We start from the raw sequence: 17,096 nt of genomic DNA, 5'->3' as shown, positions 1-17,096 counted from the left end.
GGGCTGGCATCAACGCCAGTCGACGACGATGCGATTCAGCGGCGTGTCGAGAGAGAAGAGGCCGGGCTGCTCCTCGATCGCAGGTGCGTCGAGAGGCTGGATGGCGAAGGAGGCTTCGCGTCCCCGGTAGTCGCGGTCCCAGGTGCGGATCGCCTCGGCGACCTTCGCGGCCAGTTCGTCGCTGCCGGGACCGTGGCCGATGACGCCGAACTCCCAGAGCTTGCCGCCTTCGGGGGTCTTCTGCTGCGAGAGGCGGCGGGCGAGGTAGGTGACGGCGCCCTTGTCGACGGCCGCGGTGGAGGAGGGGTAGGGGTCCTCGGTGAGCAGCGTGCCCTTGGCGTCCTGTGGGAACAGCATGCGGATCAGGCCGCTGGGCAGGGAGCAGGAGACGAACAGCTCCATCCACTCCGGGGACTCCATGGCGCGGACCGTCATGCCGGTCCACTCCTCGGTGCGGGGCTGCTCCAGTACTCCGGTCAGGGCGTCGGCGTCGATGGGCTGCCCGGCGGGGGCCTGGATCCGTACGGTGCCGTCCTTGCTGAGGGGGATGACGCGGCGGTCGTCGTCGGCGATGCCGCGGCGCAGCGGCATGAAGGTGTTCATCCTGCTGCCGATGCTGGTCCAGCGGCCGTCGCGCTGCTCGTAGGCGATGGAGCGGGACACGCTGCCTTTGAGTCGCTGGGGAACGACGAGCCGTCCGCCGGGGGCGAGTTGGTCGAGCCAGGCGTGGGGGACGCCGTGCGCGCCGACGGTGGCGATGATCCGGTCGTACGGGGCGCCCTCCGCGTGGCCGACGGCGCCGTCCCGGGTCAGCGCCTCGACGTTGGTGAACCCTGCCGCGTCGAGGTGGGCGCGGGCGCCTTCCACGAGGTCGTCGTCGACGTCGATCGTGGTCACGTGACCGCGCTCGCCGACCAGGTGGGCGAGGAGGGCGGCGTTGTAGCCGGTGCCGGCGCCGAGTTCGAGGATGCGTTCGCCGGGCTGGGCCTCCAGCTGGTCGAGCATGAGGGCGACGATTGCGGGCTGGGAGGCGCAGGAGATCGACGTGCCGTCGGTGTCGTACTTGATGTTGACCGGCGCGTTGGCGTACGCGTCTGCGAGCGGGGCGTCGGGCACGAACAGGTGGCGGGGCACGGTGCGCAGAGCGGTCTCGACGGCGGGTGTGCGGGCGTCTCCGGCTTCGCGGATCTGGTCGACCAGGGCGTTGCGGAGTCGTTCGGCCTCGGCCCCGTGGGTGGCGATCGTGTCGGTGTTCACCGTCCTGACGCTAGTGGTGTCCGACGTGCCCTCGGCGGGCGACGCGGTGTTGTCACTCGATCCCATGACTGCCTCTCGTGCGGTGTTGAACAGGGCGCTTTGGTCGTCCGGGCGGAGACCGGCGCGGTTGGCGTGGAAGATCACGTGGTGGGCGATGACGGCTCGCAGTCCGCGCGAGAGTCCGCCCCCGGCGGCGAGGTGGGCGAGCGTGGCACCGGCTTGCTCGAAGGCGGCCACCCACTCGGCGTGCCCGTCGAGCGGGCCGTCCGTTCGGCAGAGACTGCGCGCGTCGACGGTCATCAGCGTGCGCATGGCCGGTATCAGGGCGGCGGTCCGCTCCGGGGCGAGAACCTCGGCTGCCGGTCGCAGCAGGGCGGCTTTCGCCCACACGTCGCCTTGCTCGAACCAGTCGAGCTTGGCGGCCCGCATCAGCGAGCTGAAGAGGAGGACGGCGGTCTCCCGGCGCCCCAGTTGGTCGGGGCCGGGTTGATAGGTGAGCAGGTACCGACTGTCCTGGTGGAAGAGGCCGTGGGCAGCTTCCATGGCCGCCGTGCCGCCGAAGGCAGTGGTTTCCGACTCGTAGATGCCGTACGTCCACGACCGGACTGTGCCGTCGTCGGCCAGCTCGCTCAGCAGCGACTCGACCAGCGGGGATGGTGTTGCGGCACGGTATCGCAGGGGCCAGGGCTGCTTATTCATGAACCACCAGCCGGTGAGCTGGCCCTCTTCCTGGGCTGCGAGCAGGGTGGGGCCGAGGCGTTCGGCGATGGCGCGCTGCGCGGTCGCGCGGTCGGCGAAGGTGATGTTGTGCTGGTGCCAGCGGTCCGGGGGCATGGCGGTGGTCCTTCGATCAGGGGGTCAGGCGAGGAGGAGGCAGGAATCCCAGGCGGACAGGGGCGGTGTGGTGGTGGCGGGGGCGAGGAGCGCGAGGGCTATGCCGGCGGCGCCGTTGAGGAATCCGGGCCCGGCTTCCTCGTCCCGCACCAGGGCCGCGGCTGCGTTTGCCGGGTCGGTGCCCGGTGGGCACACTGCGGCCAGGAGTGCCGGGATCGTCGACTGGAGCTGACCGGCGGTCGTGGGGTACGCGTCCGTGCTGGTGCGGGCGGCGATGTGGGCGAGACCGGCGAAGCCGTGGCACAGGCCGTTGTCGGTGGTGGCCGCGAGCTGTGTGCGCTCGGTGAGGGCTGCCACGAGCGCGCGCTCCGCCTCGACTTGGCGGGTGGAGTCACCGAGGACCAAGGCAGCGAGCTGCTGGGCGCGGGCGAGGCCGGCGGTGCCGTAGCACCATGACGGGCGGCGCGGCACCGACGGGATGAGGTGCCCGTCCGCGAGTTCGGCGCGCGTGACCCAGTACGGCCAGGCGACGCCGAGGTCGGTCTTCTCCTGCCAGCGGTCCAGCCACGCCAGGATGGTGCGCATGGCGTGGTGGTGTCCGGCGGGCGCGGCACCGTATCGGACGGCGAGCGCCAGCAGCGCGAGCACCCCGCTGATTCCGTGCGCGAGACCGCTGTTGGCGTGCCCGCCGGGAAACCGCTCGTCCAGTCGGCCGGATGGCCCGCTGGCCGTCCACCAGCCCGGCAGAGACTCGCCGCCGGAGCTGAGCGGTTCGGTGAGACGTACGCAGTAGCCGAGCACCGCGTGCAGGTCGGCGCTGGACGGGTCCCGGCGCAGCAGGTAGGCCCCGTAGCCGGTGAGTCCACGGATCGCGTCGAACTCCGCCAGGTGCGGCAGGCGGCCGGCGTCGATGCGGCGGTGCGCGGCGTCAAGGCGTGTGCGGATGTCGCTGGCGATCTGCGCGTCGAGGGTGTCCAGTGCGCGCTGGTAGGTACCGGGGAGGTGGTCGGCCGCGCAGGCCACGGTGTGGGCGAGGGCGGGGGCGCCGTAGAACGGGTGGCTGTCCGGGCCGCTGGTGAACGGTTGCCGAGTAGCGGCGGTGAGCCAGTCGTGGGCGCGTTGCCACGGTCCGATGCCCCGCGCGGCCCGTTCAATGTGCAACAGCGCGATTCCCAGCGGCCCGTAAGCGAGTTGCTGCCGTTCGGCCGTGGTCGTGCGGAGACTCAATGGGGCTGTGGCGGGGGCGGCCAGGAGGTCGGCGACGGCGTCCGCCATCTTCAGCGCGGGAGGGTGGGTCACCGTGTCCTCCGAGAGATCCAGGCCAGGGCAGCGGCGCGGGCGAGATACAGGCAGATCGCTTCCTCGGGGAAGTCGACCGCCAGGTGCCGCACGAAGTGGACGTGCAGGAGAGAGGAGAGAACGTCGTCCAGGCGGATGCCTTGAGTCCCCGGGCCTAGGAGGTGGGGGTGGTAGGCGGCAAGCGCCACGTCCCGTTCGGCCCACGCCTCCACGATGGCCTGTCCACCGGGAACGTCGCGCAGTGCCGCCCAGTCGCCGGACGGGTCGGCCAGCCGTACTGTCTCGGTGAACTGTGGACGCGCCACCGGCGCGGGCGCGTTGGGCGGAATGTGGTCGATCAGCCAGCGCATCCCGGCCTCGTGGCTACCGAGGAACGCGGTGGCGATGGAGATGGTGTGCGCCGCGACCAGCGCACGCGGATGCGGCCGGAGGGATTGGGAGAGCTGAGTGACGACGGCTCGCGAGTCAGCGCGGAACACATTCTCGGCGGCGTCCCAGGCAGTGCCGGAGCCCCAACGGCCCATCTCGCGGTAGGAGGTGGGGAAGCGCACGTCCGACAGCAGCCCGGCGGTGCGCAGTTCGTTGGCCCAGGTGCCGACGGCGTAGGCGGTCGCGGCGAAGGCTCCGGGATCAGGCAGGGCGATGCGTACCCGGAGGTGATGGCCGGGGTCGCGGAAGCGGATGAACCACCATGGTGGGCTGCCGAGTTGGTCCAGCAAGCCGGGGATGTGCTGGGCGAGGAGCGTGTCTTGACGGCGCCGGTCGCCGTACAGGGTGGCCAGCAGCAGGGCCGAGACGCCGGGAGTCTGGATCTGCGCTGGAGAGAACGTGCGGGCCGGTGCGGGGGTCGGCAGGAGCGGCCATGCCGGGGGCCGTGTGGCCCTGAGGGGGACGACGACCTCGTGCGCGCGGCCCTCGCACCAGCTGTAGGCGTCGGCGTCCGGGCCCTCGACGAGGACGGCGAGGCGGGTGCGGTCGAGGTGCTGGCGCAGCAGGGTGCGGTGGGCGGCCTGGTCGAGGTCGAGGAGCAGACGACGGTCCTCCTCGGCCAGGGCGACCCGCTGAGGCATCCGCCGCCGGGTCCGCCACTCCTCAAGAGCGGTGTCCCACAGGGCCTGGGGACGGTCGCGGCCGGGGAGTTCGGAGGCTTCCAGGCGCCACTGTGCGGCGGCGAGGATCGTACGGCCGTAGCGCAGCCGGGGCAGGAACGGCATCGCGGTCGCGGCGCCCCAGTTGAACTGGGTGACCTGGGCGCACTGGGCGCGCGGGAGTTCGGTGAGGAAGCGGACCAGCGGCGGGGTGTGGTCCTTGAGATTCAGGGCGTGCATCCCCACGGGCTCGATCCGCTGCCCGCGCTCGGGGGCGGCCAGATACATGCGGCGGCCGTCGCAGGCCACCGCCAGGTCGTCGGGCGTGAGGACGTCGCTGCTGGTGGAACGGTGCTCCTGCACGCTGATCACGGTGGACAGGACCTGCGGAGCGCGGGCGACGTGGGCGCTCGTGGGCAGTAGTGGCGGGAACGACAGCTGGGCGGGGACGGTGTTGTCGTCCGCGGTCGGGAGGTCGGCCAGTTCCGCCGACAGGCGACTGCGGTTCTCGGGGGCCAGCACGGCGAGGAACCGGCCGGTGGTGACCCCGATGCCGCGGGACACGCTCGCGACCTCCAGCCGGAAGTGCCCGCGCTGCAGTTCTTCGATGCCGGCTGCGTGCACCCGGACCCCGACCTCCAGGTGCGGCGGCACCCTGGGGTTCTCGGGTCCCAGATCCATCGCCGCGATCAGTTCATCGGTGAGAACCACTTCGTCGCGGCCGTCGAGGACGGCGGCCTGCGCCAGCCGCACCAGGGTGTCGTCGCGTGCAGAAAGGCGGGAGCGGAGTCCGTCGGAGTGGGCACCGGGATACCCGTCGGGGAAACCCGTGCCGCTGTCGGCGACGACTTCGGTGAGCGGCACCATCGTGCCGATGCCGTACCGCTCGTAGAAGCGTCGCTGGTACGCCTTCCACGCCGCGGTCCCGTACGGCAGTGCGCCGACCCGGGCCAGGACGCCCACTGCCCGCTCGACCTCGCGCGCAACCTCGTGCGGCAGCTCTACCTCGGCGTCCAGACGCAGGTCGAGAGCGAGGGGGTGACGGCGCAGGGCAGGAACCAGAGCCCGCATCCGCGCGGCGGCGCGGCCCCTACCGCCGCGAGAGCCGCAGCCACGCAAGTCGGTCTGGACAGCCCGGAGTTCGCGAATCGTATCGACGACCTGGGTGACGGTGTCGGCCTCCACGGCGTTGAGCTGCGCCAACAGGTAGTCCAGGGCGTCGGTCTCGGTACTTGGTGCGTGCAGGCTGGTGATCAGGACCTCGTTCCGGATCAGCCTCTCCACGAGCCGTGGTGCCCTTCCCGGGCCTGCTCCGGGGAAGTCCGCAACCAGCTTGTCCGCAAGATCTCCGGCGCAAATGGACTCGCGGGCCGCCTCCAGAACCGCCCGCACCGGTTCGGTCAGCGCCACGGATGCCTCAACCGCACGCCGCCGGTCACTTTGCGCGTCGGCCTGGTACGGCACGATGAGGCGGTCACCGCGTCGCGTCGCGGTGTTGTTGACGATCACCGGAAGGCGCTCCAGGAGTTCGGGGCACGACTCCAGCCGTTCGACAACGGCCCTCAGCCACTCCGCGCTCGCCCGGCCGATGACAACATGGTCCGAGCCCCACTTCGCGCGCGCCTGCGGACCGATCATGGCCGAGGCCACACCGGCGAACAGGCCGAACGGCGTGGCCCGTTGTTCGGCACGCAACACGTAGCGCGCCACGGAGGAGACAGCGCGCCGCACGTCACGCGCGGCGGGAGTGCTGGAGGAACACAGGGCAAGCACCCGGGAGGCGAGGACAGGGCTGGCGTGCTCCAGTGCCTCGGCTACGTCTTCGTCGGACCACACCTCCCGCAACCATGCGAGCCGGGCTGCCTCGCCATCGGGGGAAAGGTCGTCGAGGTCGGGACACGGAGAGACAGGAAGCTCCGGCCGAGCGACCGCACGGACGAGCGCGGTCGTACCAGCACGGAACGCGGTGCTCGAAGCCATCACAATCTCCTGGTCCAGACGGGCGGCCGGTGCCTTCGCACTGCGGGTCACAAAGACACCGGCCTGGGTACCGTGTGCCTTAGGTCAGGCCACGTTGGTGGTGCAGGCGCCGCAGGTCTCGCCGCACCCGTCGTCCGTCAGGTTGACCAGACCGGCGGAGTCGCCGACCTCGACCAGCCTCACGTCGAGGTCGAAACCGTCCGAGGCGGTCACCGGGATCGCCGTGGTGGTGTGGTTGATGTTGGGGTTCATGCCAACTCCTGTTCGTCGAATGCGAGTTGTGAACGGTGGTACGACCGGGTGCCTGCGTGCGGAGCGTATTGAGGCAGCTACGCCACGGAGGCAGTTCCCGGCCACCGGCCTGAGGCGCTATGGACCGCTAACCTCGGGCCGGCGTGCCGCCCCAATGAGCCTGGCTCGAAGCAGCCAGCTCACCAGAGCGGACGTCAACTAGGCGGCAAACTTCGCGACTTGCTGGTTGAGAACGTCCGAGAAGCAGTCGCCATCGAGCGTGACGCGGAAGATGTGGTGGTGAGTCGTCTTCGGACCACCAGCGCCGGTCGACCGGCACTACAGGGGGTGGCCGGCGAGCACTTCCACATCGCCGCCGGACAGCGCCCGCAGCGCCGCGTGCGTACGCGCCGCTGTGAACGGAGTCAGGTGCTCATCCAGCTCGTCCGGGAGCATCCACTGCGCGCCCTGGATACTGCCGCCGAACACGAACGGCGTGTCCTCGTCGATGACCCCGCAGTCGAAGAGGAAGTTGATTCCTTCCTTCGACAGGTGCGTCTTGTGCTGCTGGTCGTACATGTGGTGCACGGCCAGTAAGCGGCCCGGCTTCACCGTGATGCCGAGCTTCGCGCTGATGGTGCGTACCAGGCCGTCGAGGATCGGCTCGTTCTCCTCCACGCAGCCGCCCGGGTGGAACCAGGGTTTGCGCTCCACGCCCCTGAGGGCGTCCTGCCCCTTCTCGGTCATCAGTACTGCACCGGCGGAGGTGCGGATGATGCCCAGCGCCCCGAGGCGGCGCGGGGGCGGATCGGTGAAGTGGTCTCGCGCGGTCATGGTTCTCCTCCTTGGTCGAGGTGGATCTTCGAATCCCGGCTGGAGCACGTGCGTTGCCCAACGGGCTTCACGCGGTGTGGTGGCCCGCCGGTGGTGCTTCCGGCCTTTTGCCGCAGAGACTCACACTCGGCGGCAGGGCCGGAGTTGATGGCCCGTTCGGCATCCCAGTCACCAGTGCGCATCCGGTTGCAGAGGCGGCCAGACCTCGCACGCGGCACGAAGGCGGAGGTCATTGGATGCTCACCGGGTCTGGACGGTCCGTCGGCCTCGGCGTGTCACCGTCGGGCGTGACGGGCGGGGGCTGTTCATCTGCACGAGCCGACTTCGCCGCCTTCTTCAGCCGGTTCTCGGCCCACGAGACGACCAGGCTGAAGAGGAGACCCAGGGCGGGCCGGTACCAGAAGGGGAGCCCCTGCATGAGCATGAGGCCGCCGCCGACGAGGTCGAAGGTGAAGTGGGCGGCCATGAAGGGGAGAAGGCGTCCGTACTGCCGGTACAGCCAGACACGGCCGGCGGCGAACACGAGCATGCCGATGGCGGGGAGCCCGAGGTAGGCGTGCAGGAGTACTTCGGGTACGCAGACCAGGGTGTAGATCTGCCACGCGGGCCGGCGTACCGCGGTCAGCAGGGCGGTCGTGGTGGCGACGATCACCACGTCCTCCAGCGCCACCGTCGACACCAGTCCGATGGCGAGGGTCCCGAAGTTGTCGACGCCGAGGGTGGCCATCTGGCCGCCCTTCATGACCGGCACGCCGGCCCCGGTCCAGCGGATGAGGTGGACCAGGAGGAAGGAGAGAACGCCGCCGCCGACGCATACGTAGAGGACCGTGATCGTGATCTGCCAGTCACGCAACCGCTCAACTGCCGTACGGGGCAGGGTGGTTCGCAAGGAGACCCGGTGCGTCCGGCACACTTCGAGGGCCAGCCACGCCAGGACGCAGTCGAACACGTCGTGACCGACGACCTGTGCGAGCGCGATGGAGAACGGCGCGGCTGAATACATGCCCGCCGCTCCGGCCAGGACGGCGGCGCCGCGCTGGAGGAGGCGCTGTCGGGGGGTGACCCGGCTGAGCAGGGTCCGGGTGAAGACCAGCCAGCACAGCCACCAGAACACGATGGTCGCGACAGTGAACTGGCCGTAGATCACCGCGTATCTGGTCTGTGTCGTCAACGACAGCGACAGGCCATACAGGTGGCCGGAGGTCACTGCCGTGACGGCCAGGGGGAAATAGCAGCCAAGGAGCAGCAGCCCGATCACGTGCCGCACCACACGGCGGGCGGGCGCGTCGGTCTGCTCAGAGGGCTCGGGGGCGGGGCGGTCTGTCAAGTCGAGCAGTGCGACGTGGAGAGACTTCATGCAGGCCCTCCAGTGGTGAAGGGCGCGAAGTCATCGACGTCGTAGGCAGCCAGTGACGCCCACGGCTGCGGGCAGGAGCCGAAGCGGGCGGATTGCTGGGCCAGGTCGAACAGCAGGTCCAGGACGACGCCAGTGATGCGCTCCATGCGGACTACGTCGTCGAGACGCGCTGGGCGAGACAGGAGATCACGCACGGGGCAGCCCCCGCTCGATGCGGTAGATCCAGGACATGGGATCGGTGATCTCCGCCTCGGTGGGGAGGTAGGTCACGTCTTTCAGGACCTGGTTGACCAGGTCGGTGCCGCCTTCGGTGACGGCCTGTCCGATGAGGCGGGAGCCCTGTTCGTACTCAGCACGGCTGGGGCCGAGGCGGCGGATACCGGGGAGCGCGTTGTACAGGCGGTAGCGCAGCGACTTCGGCGCTTGCCGGTGATCGGCCGGTGCGCCAAGGAGACGGGCGGTGACCTGCTGATCGGCCCAGGCCGCGTGTCCTTCAAGAACGGTCGAGACGCCCGGTGTTGCGATCCCCCGTTTCTGAGGGAAGAACGTCGCCCACACGGCGCCGCCGCGGGCACCGGTTTGCATCTGGTGGACGAGTTCATGGATGAGGAGCTGGTGGAGAGCGGCTTCATCGACCAACAGGCCGCCGTGGTGCAGGGCCCTGGGCGCGATGAGCGTCTCGTCGTGCCCGTCCTCGGCCTCCTGGGTACTGGCGAGCACCAGGGGCCAGACCAGCACCGGGACGAATCCCATGGCCTTCAGCCCGCCCCGGATGCCGCCGATCTCCTGCGGGGTCAGCTCCAGATCGGCGATGTCGCGGGCAAGGATGCGGTGCTGGCCCTGGCGGGCCTCCTCCCGCCACGCCTTCGGTGTCACCAGGCGGAAGCGGACAGCCGGCGGGAGCGGGAGGCCGGTTATCTCGTTCACCGTCGGTGCCACCTGGCGAAGGATCAGAGAGATCCATTTGACCAGGTCGGGATGGCGCTGGGTCTCGTCCAGCACGGTGAAGCGGGTGTCGGTCACAAATGGTCCTGTCGAGAAGTGATCGGTCTGGTCGGTTGCGTGGGGCCCTTCGTCCCCCGGGCCACCGTCTGGTCCCGGGGAACGAAGGGGGTCCGCCTCTCCGTCACCGACAGCACAGCCGGGGCTGTGTGCTCGGCGGCGAAGTGCGGTCCCGCGCGCGGCAGTTGGCGACGACGGGGTCTGCCGCGCGCGGGGGTCGGGGGCGCTCAGGCCGTGCCCAGTCCCAGACGCCAGTCAAGGTCGGTCACGGTCGTGCGGTAGAGGTCGAGTTGGTGTCGGGCCGCGGTCGTGTAGTGCGCGGCCACCTCCGGGGTGAGGAGGTCTTTCGCGGGCAGCGGGCAGTCCCGGAGAGCGGCGAGCGCCTCCTCCAGCGAGCCGTGCACCGGCAGTGCCTTGACGTCCTGGAAGGCGCTGCCGATGTACGGCTTGGGCGGGTCGAGCTTGTGGTCGAGGCCGGCCAGCACGGCGGCGATGACGGCCGCGATCGCGAGGTAGGGGTTGGTGTCGGCGCCGGGGAGGCGGTTTTCCAGATGGAGGTCGTCGCCGTGGCCGACGGCTCGGATGGCGCAGGTGCGGTTGTCGCGGCCCCACGTGAACGTCGTCGGGGCGAACGTTCCGGGCACAAAACGCCTGTAGGAGTTGGGAGTTGGGGCATACAGCAGGGCCAGGTGCGGCAGCACATCGAGCAGCCCGCCGATGGCGTGGAGGGCCTTGTCCGGCACGCGCCCGTCGGTTTCGGCGAACAGCGGTACGCCGTCACGGTCCAGGAGGGAGAAGTGGATGTGGCAGCCGCTGCCGGTGCCGGTCTGGGGAGCGGCCATGAAGTTCGCCACGAGACCGGCCTGTTCGGCGAGCGTGCGGGCCGCGTGCTTGAACAGGAGGTGGACGTCGGCCGCGCGCAGCGGATCGCCGTAGGGGAAGGTGACCTCCACCTGCCCCAAGGCGCCTTCCGTCTTGATCGCCTCGACCGGCCAGCCCATCCCGGCGAGAGATTCCTGCAAATCGTCGAAGTAGCGGGTGAGTACCGGCGGGTGGTCGAGCGCGTAGTCGAGATTGCGCTTCGCCACCGGCTGCGCCCCGCGCCGCCCGGTCTCCCCCGTGTCGGCGTAGCTCAGCACGAACTCGGTCTCCAGACCGACCTGGGCGGTGATGCCGCGGGCGGCGAGCCGTTCGAGCTGGTGCATCAGGATTCGCCGGGGCGCCACGCTGACGGGCTGTCCGTCGTTGGCCAGGGCATCGGCGAAGACCAGGGCTGTGCGTTTCATCCAGGCCAGCTGGTAGACGGCGTCCGGGTCGGGGAGCACGCTCATGTCGCCCCAGCCGGTGTCGGCGGAAGCCAGGGCGAAGCCGTCGAGCGGGCGCATCTCGGCGTCGGTGGCCAGGATGTAGGCGCACATGTCGCTGCCCTTGGGCACGACGTGATCGATGAAGTGGTCGGCGTCGAACCGCTTGCCCGTCAGCCGCCCCTGCATGTCGGGCACGGCCAGCAACACGGTTTTCACCGTGTCGTGCTTCACCAGGTGGCGCAAGGTCTCGAAGTCGGAAGCCTCGGGGGCCTCATGCTGGGCGAGGCCGTCTGCTGCGGTGTCGCAGGCGATGTCGGTCATACGACGTCCTCCGCCATCTGCGCGCGCTCGCCTTGGGTGCCGTACTCGGGGATGCCGTAGCTGCGTCGCCCGCGGGTCATCCACCCGATGGCGGCCAGGACCAGCACCGCCGCGAGCGCGACGGGGGCGTAGTTGAAGGAGTCCTTGGTGACTGGGGAGACCTGCGGAAGCAAGAACATCACGGTGATGAAGGCGACCCAGATGACGGCGGTCCAGCCGATGGGTTTGCTCCAGCGGCCCAGGTGCCAGGGGCCCGGGGTGAAGCGGTCTCCGGCGCGCAGGCGCAGGTAGACGGGGATGGCGTAGGCGGGGGTGATACCGATGACGTTGATCGCGGTGACCGCGTAGTACGCGGTCAGGGAGTACAGCGACGGCAGGGCCAGGACGAAGGGGACGACTACCGACAGCCACACGGCCGGGACCGGGGTCTTGGTGCGGGGGCTCAGCCGCTGCCAGGTCTTGGAGAAGGGCAGGGCGCCGTCGCGGGAGAACGCGAACACCATCCGTGAGGCGGAGGCGAGGCCCGCGTTCGCGCAGAACAGCTGGGCGACGATCACGACCAGCAGGAGGATCTTGGCGCCGGTCAGGCCGAGGGCGTCGAGGAAGATCTGCGCGGGCGGCACCCCGGTCGCACTGCCGACAGTGCCGGCGTAGTCCTGGATCGCGAACAGCATCCCGGCGAGCAGGACGAAGCCCACGATCCAGGAGTAGAAGATGGAGTTCACGATGCCCTTGGCAGCCGATATCTGGGCATGGACGGTCTCCTCCGAGAGGTGAGCGGAGGCGTCGTAGCCGCAGAAGGTGTACTGCGCGAGCAACAGCCCCAGCGCGATCACGTAGAGATGGTTGCCCCACCCGGTGGTGTTGGCGAAGTGGGTGAACACGAAGCTCGCCGACTGATGGCGGGAGGGGATAAGGGCCAGGGCGCCGACGATCGCCACGACGCCGCCGATGTGCCACCACACGCTGATCGAGTTCAGCACCGACACCAGCCGCACCCCGAACAGGTTGAGCACCGCGAGCAGTAACAGGATGGCGCCGCAGATGGCCATCGTCCGCCCGGGGGTGGGCGTGAAGCCCCACTGGAGGTTGAGCCAGGCGCCGACGAACAGCGACATGCCGTAACTGCCGCCGGCCATACCGCCGAGCAGGCCCAACAGGTTCAAATACCCGGTATAGAAGCCCCACTTGGGGCCGCCGAGCCTGCCGGCCATGTAGAAGAGGGCACCAGCGACGGGGTAGGCGGAGGTGACCTCGGCGAGTGCGGCACCCAAGCACAGCACCGTCAGACCGACGAAGGCCCAGCCCCACAGCATGACGGCCGGACCGCCGGTGACGAGCCCGAACCCGAACAAGGTCATGCACCCGGACAGCACCGAGATGATCGAGAAGCTGAGCGCGAAATTGCCGAACGGGCCCATGCGGCGGGCCAGTTGGGGCTTGTAGCCCATCTGCCGCAACGTGTCCTCATCGCTCGGGCCGCGGCGATGGGTGGTTCTTGGGGAAGACAACGGGAGTACCTCCGGAAACGGGGGTGGGGACGGTGGAACGACCAGGGGCCGGCGATGGCCTGCGAGACGAGGGAGCGCCAGGACGGCGGGGCCCGGCAGCTTTGGTGGCCGGTCACCGGCGTCGAGCCGCGTATCGCGTGTCGCCCGTCGCAGCTGCAAGGCATTTGTCGCGAGCCCGTTCGAACTGCTCCAGCCACAGGTCCGGCGCCTCGGCGATGTACTTCCACGGCTCCGGAGTGACGAACGGTCCGATCACCTCGAAGACCGGAGCGGCCTCCGCATACAGGCCTGTGGAGAACAGCGCCTGCGCAAGGTGGCCCAGGTCCTGTGCCGACCACGAGGTCCGGTCCGCGCACCAGAACCACCCCTCCAACGCCCGCCACGCGGAGTGGGAGATCAGGTCGGTGGTCCAGTACAACGGGGTCAGCGCACCACGGGCCCGCTCCTTCGCGTAGTGCTCGGCTTGCAGATAGAGCGGCAGCAGCAGCAGCGGCGACCCATCCGGCGCCCACGAGCAGATCCACCGGGCAACGTCGCGGACATTCACCCCGTACGCCCGCAACGCCTGGATCATGCGGTGCCACGCCTCGCGACTGCCCGGATCACGCTTGTCGGCCTCGTGCAACAGAACCCACGGCCCGAACGGCAGCATGCCCTCGGGGGGCTGCGCCCGATGCTCGGGACGCCGCCGCCCCTCCTCGGGCCAGTCCAGCTGCGCCAGCGCCACCAGACACACCCACGGCACCGGATCAGCAGGCCCGTAGCGCGCGGCCTCAAAGCACGCCGCCCGGGCACGATCCGCGAGCAACCCCACCCCGCGCTTCCCCGCGCGGTGCGCCCCCAGCGCCTGCTGCACCCTCACCCGCGCCCGCATCATCAACGCGTCGGCACTCGGCTCCTCCTGCAACCACGCCTCGACCGCGTCCCCCTGAGCCGCAACCACCGCCGCCGCCAGGACCTGGCTGCGCGAAGTGCGCACCCCCCATGTGCGGCAGTTCCTCAACAGCTCGCTCGTCGACCGCCACCGGCCAGCCCGTACGTCGTCCAGCGCCGTACGTAACGCACCGTCGAAACCGGCCGGATGAAACCGGGGATGAACAGCACCGTTCATCGGCATATCCCGTACCTGCACGAGTACTTCGAAGTTGCTCCTGCTAGAGCGGCTCGGCCGATGGCGAGCGCGAGTAACGGTTTGGGGCAGGGCACGAGCGCCCGTAATGGGGACATCGAGACCTCAAGGGGAGTCGGTCAGGGGAGAGTTGGCCGCCGGAATGCGGGCCTCGACGGGGGAGGCAAGGCGCACGGCTTCCCGACGGCCAGTCAGGGGACGGCGTTCGGCAGAGGTCAGACGGGCAGTGCGCAGGGCTTGATCAGGGCCTGGACGATCTTTCCCTCGGCCGTCGGGGCGTAGGAGATCTCCGCTCCGAGCCGGCGGGCGGTCCACAGCCCGCGAGGTTGCTCGCCCTCGGCCGGTTCCCAGCTCACGGCCTTGTCGAAGTCCGGGAATTCGGTACGGCCGTCGTGCACCTGGAAAACGAGTTCCCCGCTCTGGAGCAGCGCCCACTCCATGGTGATCACGGCGTACTCGGGCACGCAGGTGTGCGCGAAGGCGTTGGCCATCAACACACGCCCGATCATGGCCAGATCCTCGATGTCCCCGAAGCCGTCGTCCGGGGACAGGTGCGCGTGCAGGTAAACGCGGGTAAAGCGGTAGGCGTTGCCGACGATGTGGCGGTTCGCCGGGAACTGATCCTTCTGGATCCACCTGGTCGCTGCGCACCCGAAGTCGGGGATCACAGCGACACCACCGTGTTCCATGTCGTCGTTCCTTCTCACAAGGGGGAGGGAGCACCAGGTCGTTTTGCCGTCCGTGCTGAAGCCCCACTGGTCGGAGATGGCGCGGACAAGGAAGAGGCCGCGGCCGTTCTCGTCGTCGGGAGCCGCCTTGCGCAGTACGGGGAGTTCGTGGGAGCCGTCCCGCACTTCGATCAGGAGGTGCGTGTCGGTGAGATACACACGGAGCCCGACATCACCGGCCCCATGTTCAAGCGCGTTCGTGACCAGCTCGCTGACGAGTACATCGGCAGACTCGATCAGCCCCGGCCAGCCCCAATACCGCAACCCGGCCCGGACTATGACCCGCGCGCGACGCGGCACGGCTCGATCTGGATCGGCGATAACACCATCCGTGGTGCCCTCGTCTCGCTTGAAGGACATGTTGAATCCGCGGTACTCGCGGACAGGGGGGAGGATTCTTGGGCGCGTTCGGGCGATGGTCGCAGTCGGTGTCATGCCGTTTTCTCCATGCGTCCTCACTTGGCGATCAGCGTCCAGGAATCAGTGGCCGGGGACTGCTCTGCCCGGGGTGCTGGTGGGGGACCCCTACGTTTTCAATCAGGGCAGTTGGCGTCACGGGCACGCGTGACCAACTTTTTTGGACACGCACCGGCGCGCCGACCAGGAGCAAACGCCTTCTTTGGACGGCCAGTTGGGCTGCATATCCCCGATCTCCCGGTTCACGCCCACCCGATCGATCGATGACGCAGCTACCTTGAGTCCACGACACCGCAAAGGGAGCACGCCCATGAACGCCCCCTCGAAACCCGGTTCCAAGGCAGATCGGGATGCTCTCCGCCACGACATGGCTGCCGCCGGATGCGCGCTCGCCGATATCGCTATCGAGATGCGCACCCGCTTCAAGATGCGTCCCAGAGAAGCGTGCCGGCACGCCCACGGCTGGACCCTTCAAGAGGCAGCCGATCGCATCACCCAAGGAAGCACCAGACGCCTCGGCGAGTCCGTCGCCGCCGACGCATCGCTCGTTGGCAAGTGGGAGAAATGGCCGGGCCCTTCCTCACGTCGGCCGAGCCTCTCAGTCCTGTTTGCCATGGCGGAGGCCTACTCATGCCGCGTAGAGGACTTGCTGGACCTGGAAGACCGGCGCGTCCTCCCCGAGGCAGACCTGCACCTGCTCACCCATCGCTTGTCAACCACCGAACCGTCGGGCACGCCGGCCGCGGCATCGTCCATCGTTGCCCCGTCTGAACCGACCGGGTCTCATCTCGTGCGTCTTGCCGCCGACGAGTCCGCGACGTGGGCGCAATGGGCGGAGGCCTCAAACGTCGGCGATATCGCCCTCGAGCAACTCATGGCCGAGACTCGGTCGCTCGCCTCGGACTACCTCACTTCAGATCCCGTCGCGCTCTTCGTCCGCACCCGAGCACTACGTGACCGCGTCTTCGCTCTCCTCGAAGGCCACCAGTACCCTCGCCAGTCGACCGACCTATACGTCGCGGCCGGTTACCTGTGCGGGCTCCTGGCATGGATGTCCTCCGACTTGGGACAGTTGCGCGACGCAGATACCCAGGGTCGGACGGCGTGGCTGTGCGCCGAGCTGGCTGGGCACAACAACCTGCGTGCCTGGGTGCTTTCAACTCGCTCCAAGGTGGCGTTTTGGGATGGCCGTCTCCGGGAGGCGATCAACTTCGCCCGGCGTGGTGCCACCTACCGCACGACGGGCACTGTGGCAGTGCTTCTCGCCTGCCAAGAGGCCGATGCCTGGTCGGAACTGGGTGCCCAAGACGAGGCATTGGCGGCGCTCGCCCATGCTGAAGACGTACGCGCCGCTATGAGTAGCCAAGACGAGATCGGGGGCATCTTCGCCTGTCAGCCCGCACGGCAGGAGAACTACGCCGCAGCCGTTCAACTGCGTGTTGGTCGCCACACCGACGCCTTGAGATCCGCAGACAACGCTATTGCCCTCCTGGCCGTACAGCCGGTCAGGGCTTACGGCACTGAGGCACAGATCCACATCAGTCAGGCCGCAGCCCATCTCGCCAGCGGGGAAGCGGAGGGCGCTCTCGAAGCCCTCACGCCTGTCCTCGCCCTCCCGCCGGACCATCGCATGGAGCCCGTGACCCGCCGCCTCAGCGAACTGTTCACAAGCATCGGTCGGCCTCGCGCCAGCGGCACCGCGACCGTCGGCCTGCGACAAGCCGTCGAAGAGTTCTGCGTGCACTCCGCTCCGCGACATTTTGCACTCTCGCCAGGAGAGGGCTCTCCCTGATTTGATCCC

The 17,096-nt window shown here is 69.2% G+C and carries 13 protein-coding genes; 1 reads left to right on the top strand and 12 read right to left on the bottom strand.

All coding sequences use genetic code 11. From position 1 onward, the window contains the following. Positions 1-9: 9 nt before the first annotated feature. The 12 genes from fxlM to M2283_RS06830 all read right to left on the bottom strand — a co-directional run bounded on the left by fxlM (position 10) and on the right by M2283_RS06830 (position 15,238). Positions 10-2,091: a methyltransferase, FxLD system gene (gene fxlM / locus M2283_RS06885; RefSeq protein WP_280875187.1), complete on the bottom strand. Its 2,082-nt coding sequence runs from the start codon at positions 2,089-2,091 to the stop codon at positions 10-12. Positions 2,092-2,115: 24 nt separating this feature from the next. Continuing rightward, entirely contained in the window at positions 2,116-3,390 is a 1,275-nt protein-coding gene (locus M2283_RS06880) for a lanthionine synthetase C family protein (RefSeq protein ID WP_280875186.1), read from the bottom strand. Further along, positions 3,387-6,458, bottom strand: a complete 3,072-nt coding sequence (locus tag M2283_RS06875) for a lantibiotic dehydratase (protein WP_280875185.1) — start codon at positions 6,456-6,458, stop codon at positions 3,387-3,389. The genes M2283_RS06880 and M2283_RS06875 overlap by 4 nt, the downstream gene beginning before the upstream one ends. 84 nt (positions 6,459-6,542) lie before the next feature. After that, positions 6,543-6,710: an FxLD family lanthipeptide gene (locus M2283_RS06870; RefSeq protein ID WP_280875184.1), complete on the bottom strand. Its 168-nt coding sequence runs from the start codon at positions 6,708-6,710 to the stop codon at positions 6,543-6,545. A 318-nt stretch (positions 6,711-7,028) separates the two neighbouring features. Continuing rightward, the gene (locus M2283_RS06865) at positions 7,029-7,523 is read right to left on the bottom strand and encodes an NUDIX hydrolase (protein WP_280875183.1); all 495 of its coding nucleotides are present in this window, start codon (positions 7,521-7,523) and stop codon (positions 7,029-7,031) included. 229 nt (positions 7,524-7,752) lie between these two features. Beyond that, complete coding sequence (locus tag M2283_RS06860) at positions 7,753-8,880, bottom strand: hypothetical protein (protein ID WP_280875182.1); 1,128 nt, start codon at positions 8,878-8,880, stop codon at positions 7,753-7,755. Beyond that, complete coding sequence (locus tag M2283_RS06855) at positions 8,877-9,026, bottom strand: hypothetical protein (protein ID WP_280875180.1); 150 nt, start codon at positions 9,024-9,026, stop codon at positions 8,877-8,879. The genes M2283_RS06860 and M2283_RS06855 overlap by 4 nt, the downstream gene beginning before the upstream one ends. Positions 9,027-9,066: 40 nt before the next feature. Then, positions 9,067-9,903, bottom strand: coding sequence for a zinc-dependent metalloprotease (locus tag M2283_RS06850; protein WP_280875178.1), 837 nt, complete (start codon positions 9,901-9,903; stop codon positions 9,067-9,069). Positions 9,904-10,109: 206 nt separating this feature from the next. Continuing rightward, positions 10,110-11,510: a glutamine synthetase family protein gene (locus M2283_RS06845; protein ID WP_280875177.1), complete on the bottom strand. Its 1,401-nt coding sequence runs from the start codon at positions 11,508-11,510 to the stop codon at positions 10,110-10,112. Then, entirely contained in the window at positions 11,507-12,961 is a 1,455-nt protein-coding gene (locus tag M2283_RS06840; RefSeq protein ID WP_280875176.1) for an amino acid permease, read from the bottom strand. Before M2283_RS06840 ends, M2283_RS06845 begins: the two co-directional genes overlap by 4 nt. A gap of 172 nt (positions 12,962-13,133) precedes the next feature. Beyond that, the gene (locus tag M2283_RS06835; protein WP_280875175.1) at positions 13,134-14,138 is read right to left on the bottom strand and encodes a hypothetical protein; all 1,005 of its coding nucleotides are present in this window, start codon (positions 14,136-14,138) and stop codon (positions 13,134-13,136) included. A gap of 227 nt (positions 14,139-14,365) precedes the next feature. Beyond that, complete coding sequence (locus tag M2283_RS06830; RefSeq protein ID WP_280875174.1) at positions 14,366-15,238, bottom strand: ATP-binding protein; 873 nt, start codon at positions 15,236-15,238, stop codon at positions 14,366-14,368. Between the two features lie 367 nt (positions 15,239-15,605). Between M2283_RS06830 and M2283_RS06825 the strand changes: the two genes are divergently transcribed. After that, positions 15,606-17,087 (top strand): helix-turn-helix transcriptional regulator, encoded by a 1,482-nt coding sequence (locus M2283_RS06825; RefSeq protein ID WP_280875173.1) that lies wholly within the window; start codon positions 15,606-15,608, stop codon positions 17,085-17,087. Positions 17,088-17,096: the final 9 nt, after the last annotated feature.

It is taken from the genome of Streptomyces pseudovenezuelae (genome assembly GCF_029892565.1).
Classification (GTDB): Bacteria; Actinomycetota; Actinomycetes; order Streptomycetales; family Streptomycetaceae; genus Streptomyces; species Streptomyces pseudovenezuelae_A.
Note: the sequence above shows the minus strand (reverse complement) of the source record. Positions and strands in the feature narration are given on the sequence as shown.

Bases quoted from the DNA above. Each gene is read 5' to 3' on its own strand.
- M2283_RS06835 (WP_280875175.1), bottom strand. From the start codon at position 14,138: ATGCCGATGAACGGTGCTGTTCATCCCCGGTTTCATCCGGCCGGTTTC.
- M2283_RS06825 (WP_280875173.1), top strand. From the start codon at position 15,606: ATGAACGCCCCCTCGAAACCCGGTTCCAAGGCAGATCGGGATGCTCTC.
- M2283_RS06870 (WP_280875184.1), bottom strand. From the start codon at position 6,710: ATGAACCCCAACATCAACCACACCACCACGGCGATCCCGGTGACCGCC.
- fxlM (WP_280875187.1), bottom strand. From the start codon at position 2,091: ATGCCCCCGGACCGCTGGCACCAGCACAACATCACCTTCGCCGACCGC.
- M2283_RS06830 (WP_280875174.1), bottom strand. From the start codon at position 15,238: ATGTCCTTCAAGCGAGACGAGGGCACCACGGATGGTGTTATCGCCGAT.
- M2283_RS06855 (WP_280875180.1), bottom strand. From the start codon at position 9,026: ATGGAGCGCATCACTGGCGTCGTCCTGGACCTGCTGTTCGACCTGGCC.
- M2283_RS06860 (WP_280875182.1), bottom strand. From the start codon at position 8,880: ATGAAGTCTCTCCACGTCGCACTGCTCGACTTGACAGACCGCCCCGCC.
- M2283_RS06865 (WP_280875183.1), bottom strand. From the start codon at position 7,523: ATGACCGCGCGAGACCACTTCACCGATCCGCCCCCGCGCCGCCTCGGG.
- M2283_RS06875 (WP_280875185.1), bottom strand. From the start codon at position 6,458: ATGGCTTCGAGCACCGCGTTCCGTGCTGGTACGACCGCGCTCGTCCGT.
- M2283_RS06845 (WP_280875177.1), bottom strand. From the start codon at position 11,510: ATGACCGACATCGCCTGCGACACCGCAGCAGACGGCCTCGCCCAGCAT.
- M2283_RS06840 (WP_280875176.1), bottom strand. From the start codon at position 12,961: ATGGGCTACAAGCCCCAACTGGCCCGCCGCATGGGCCCGTTCGGCAAT.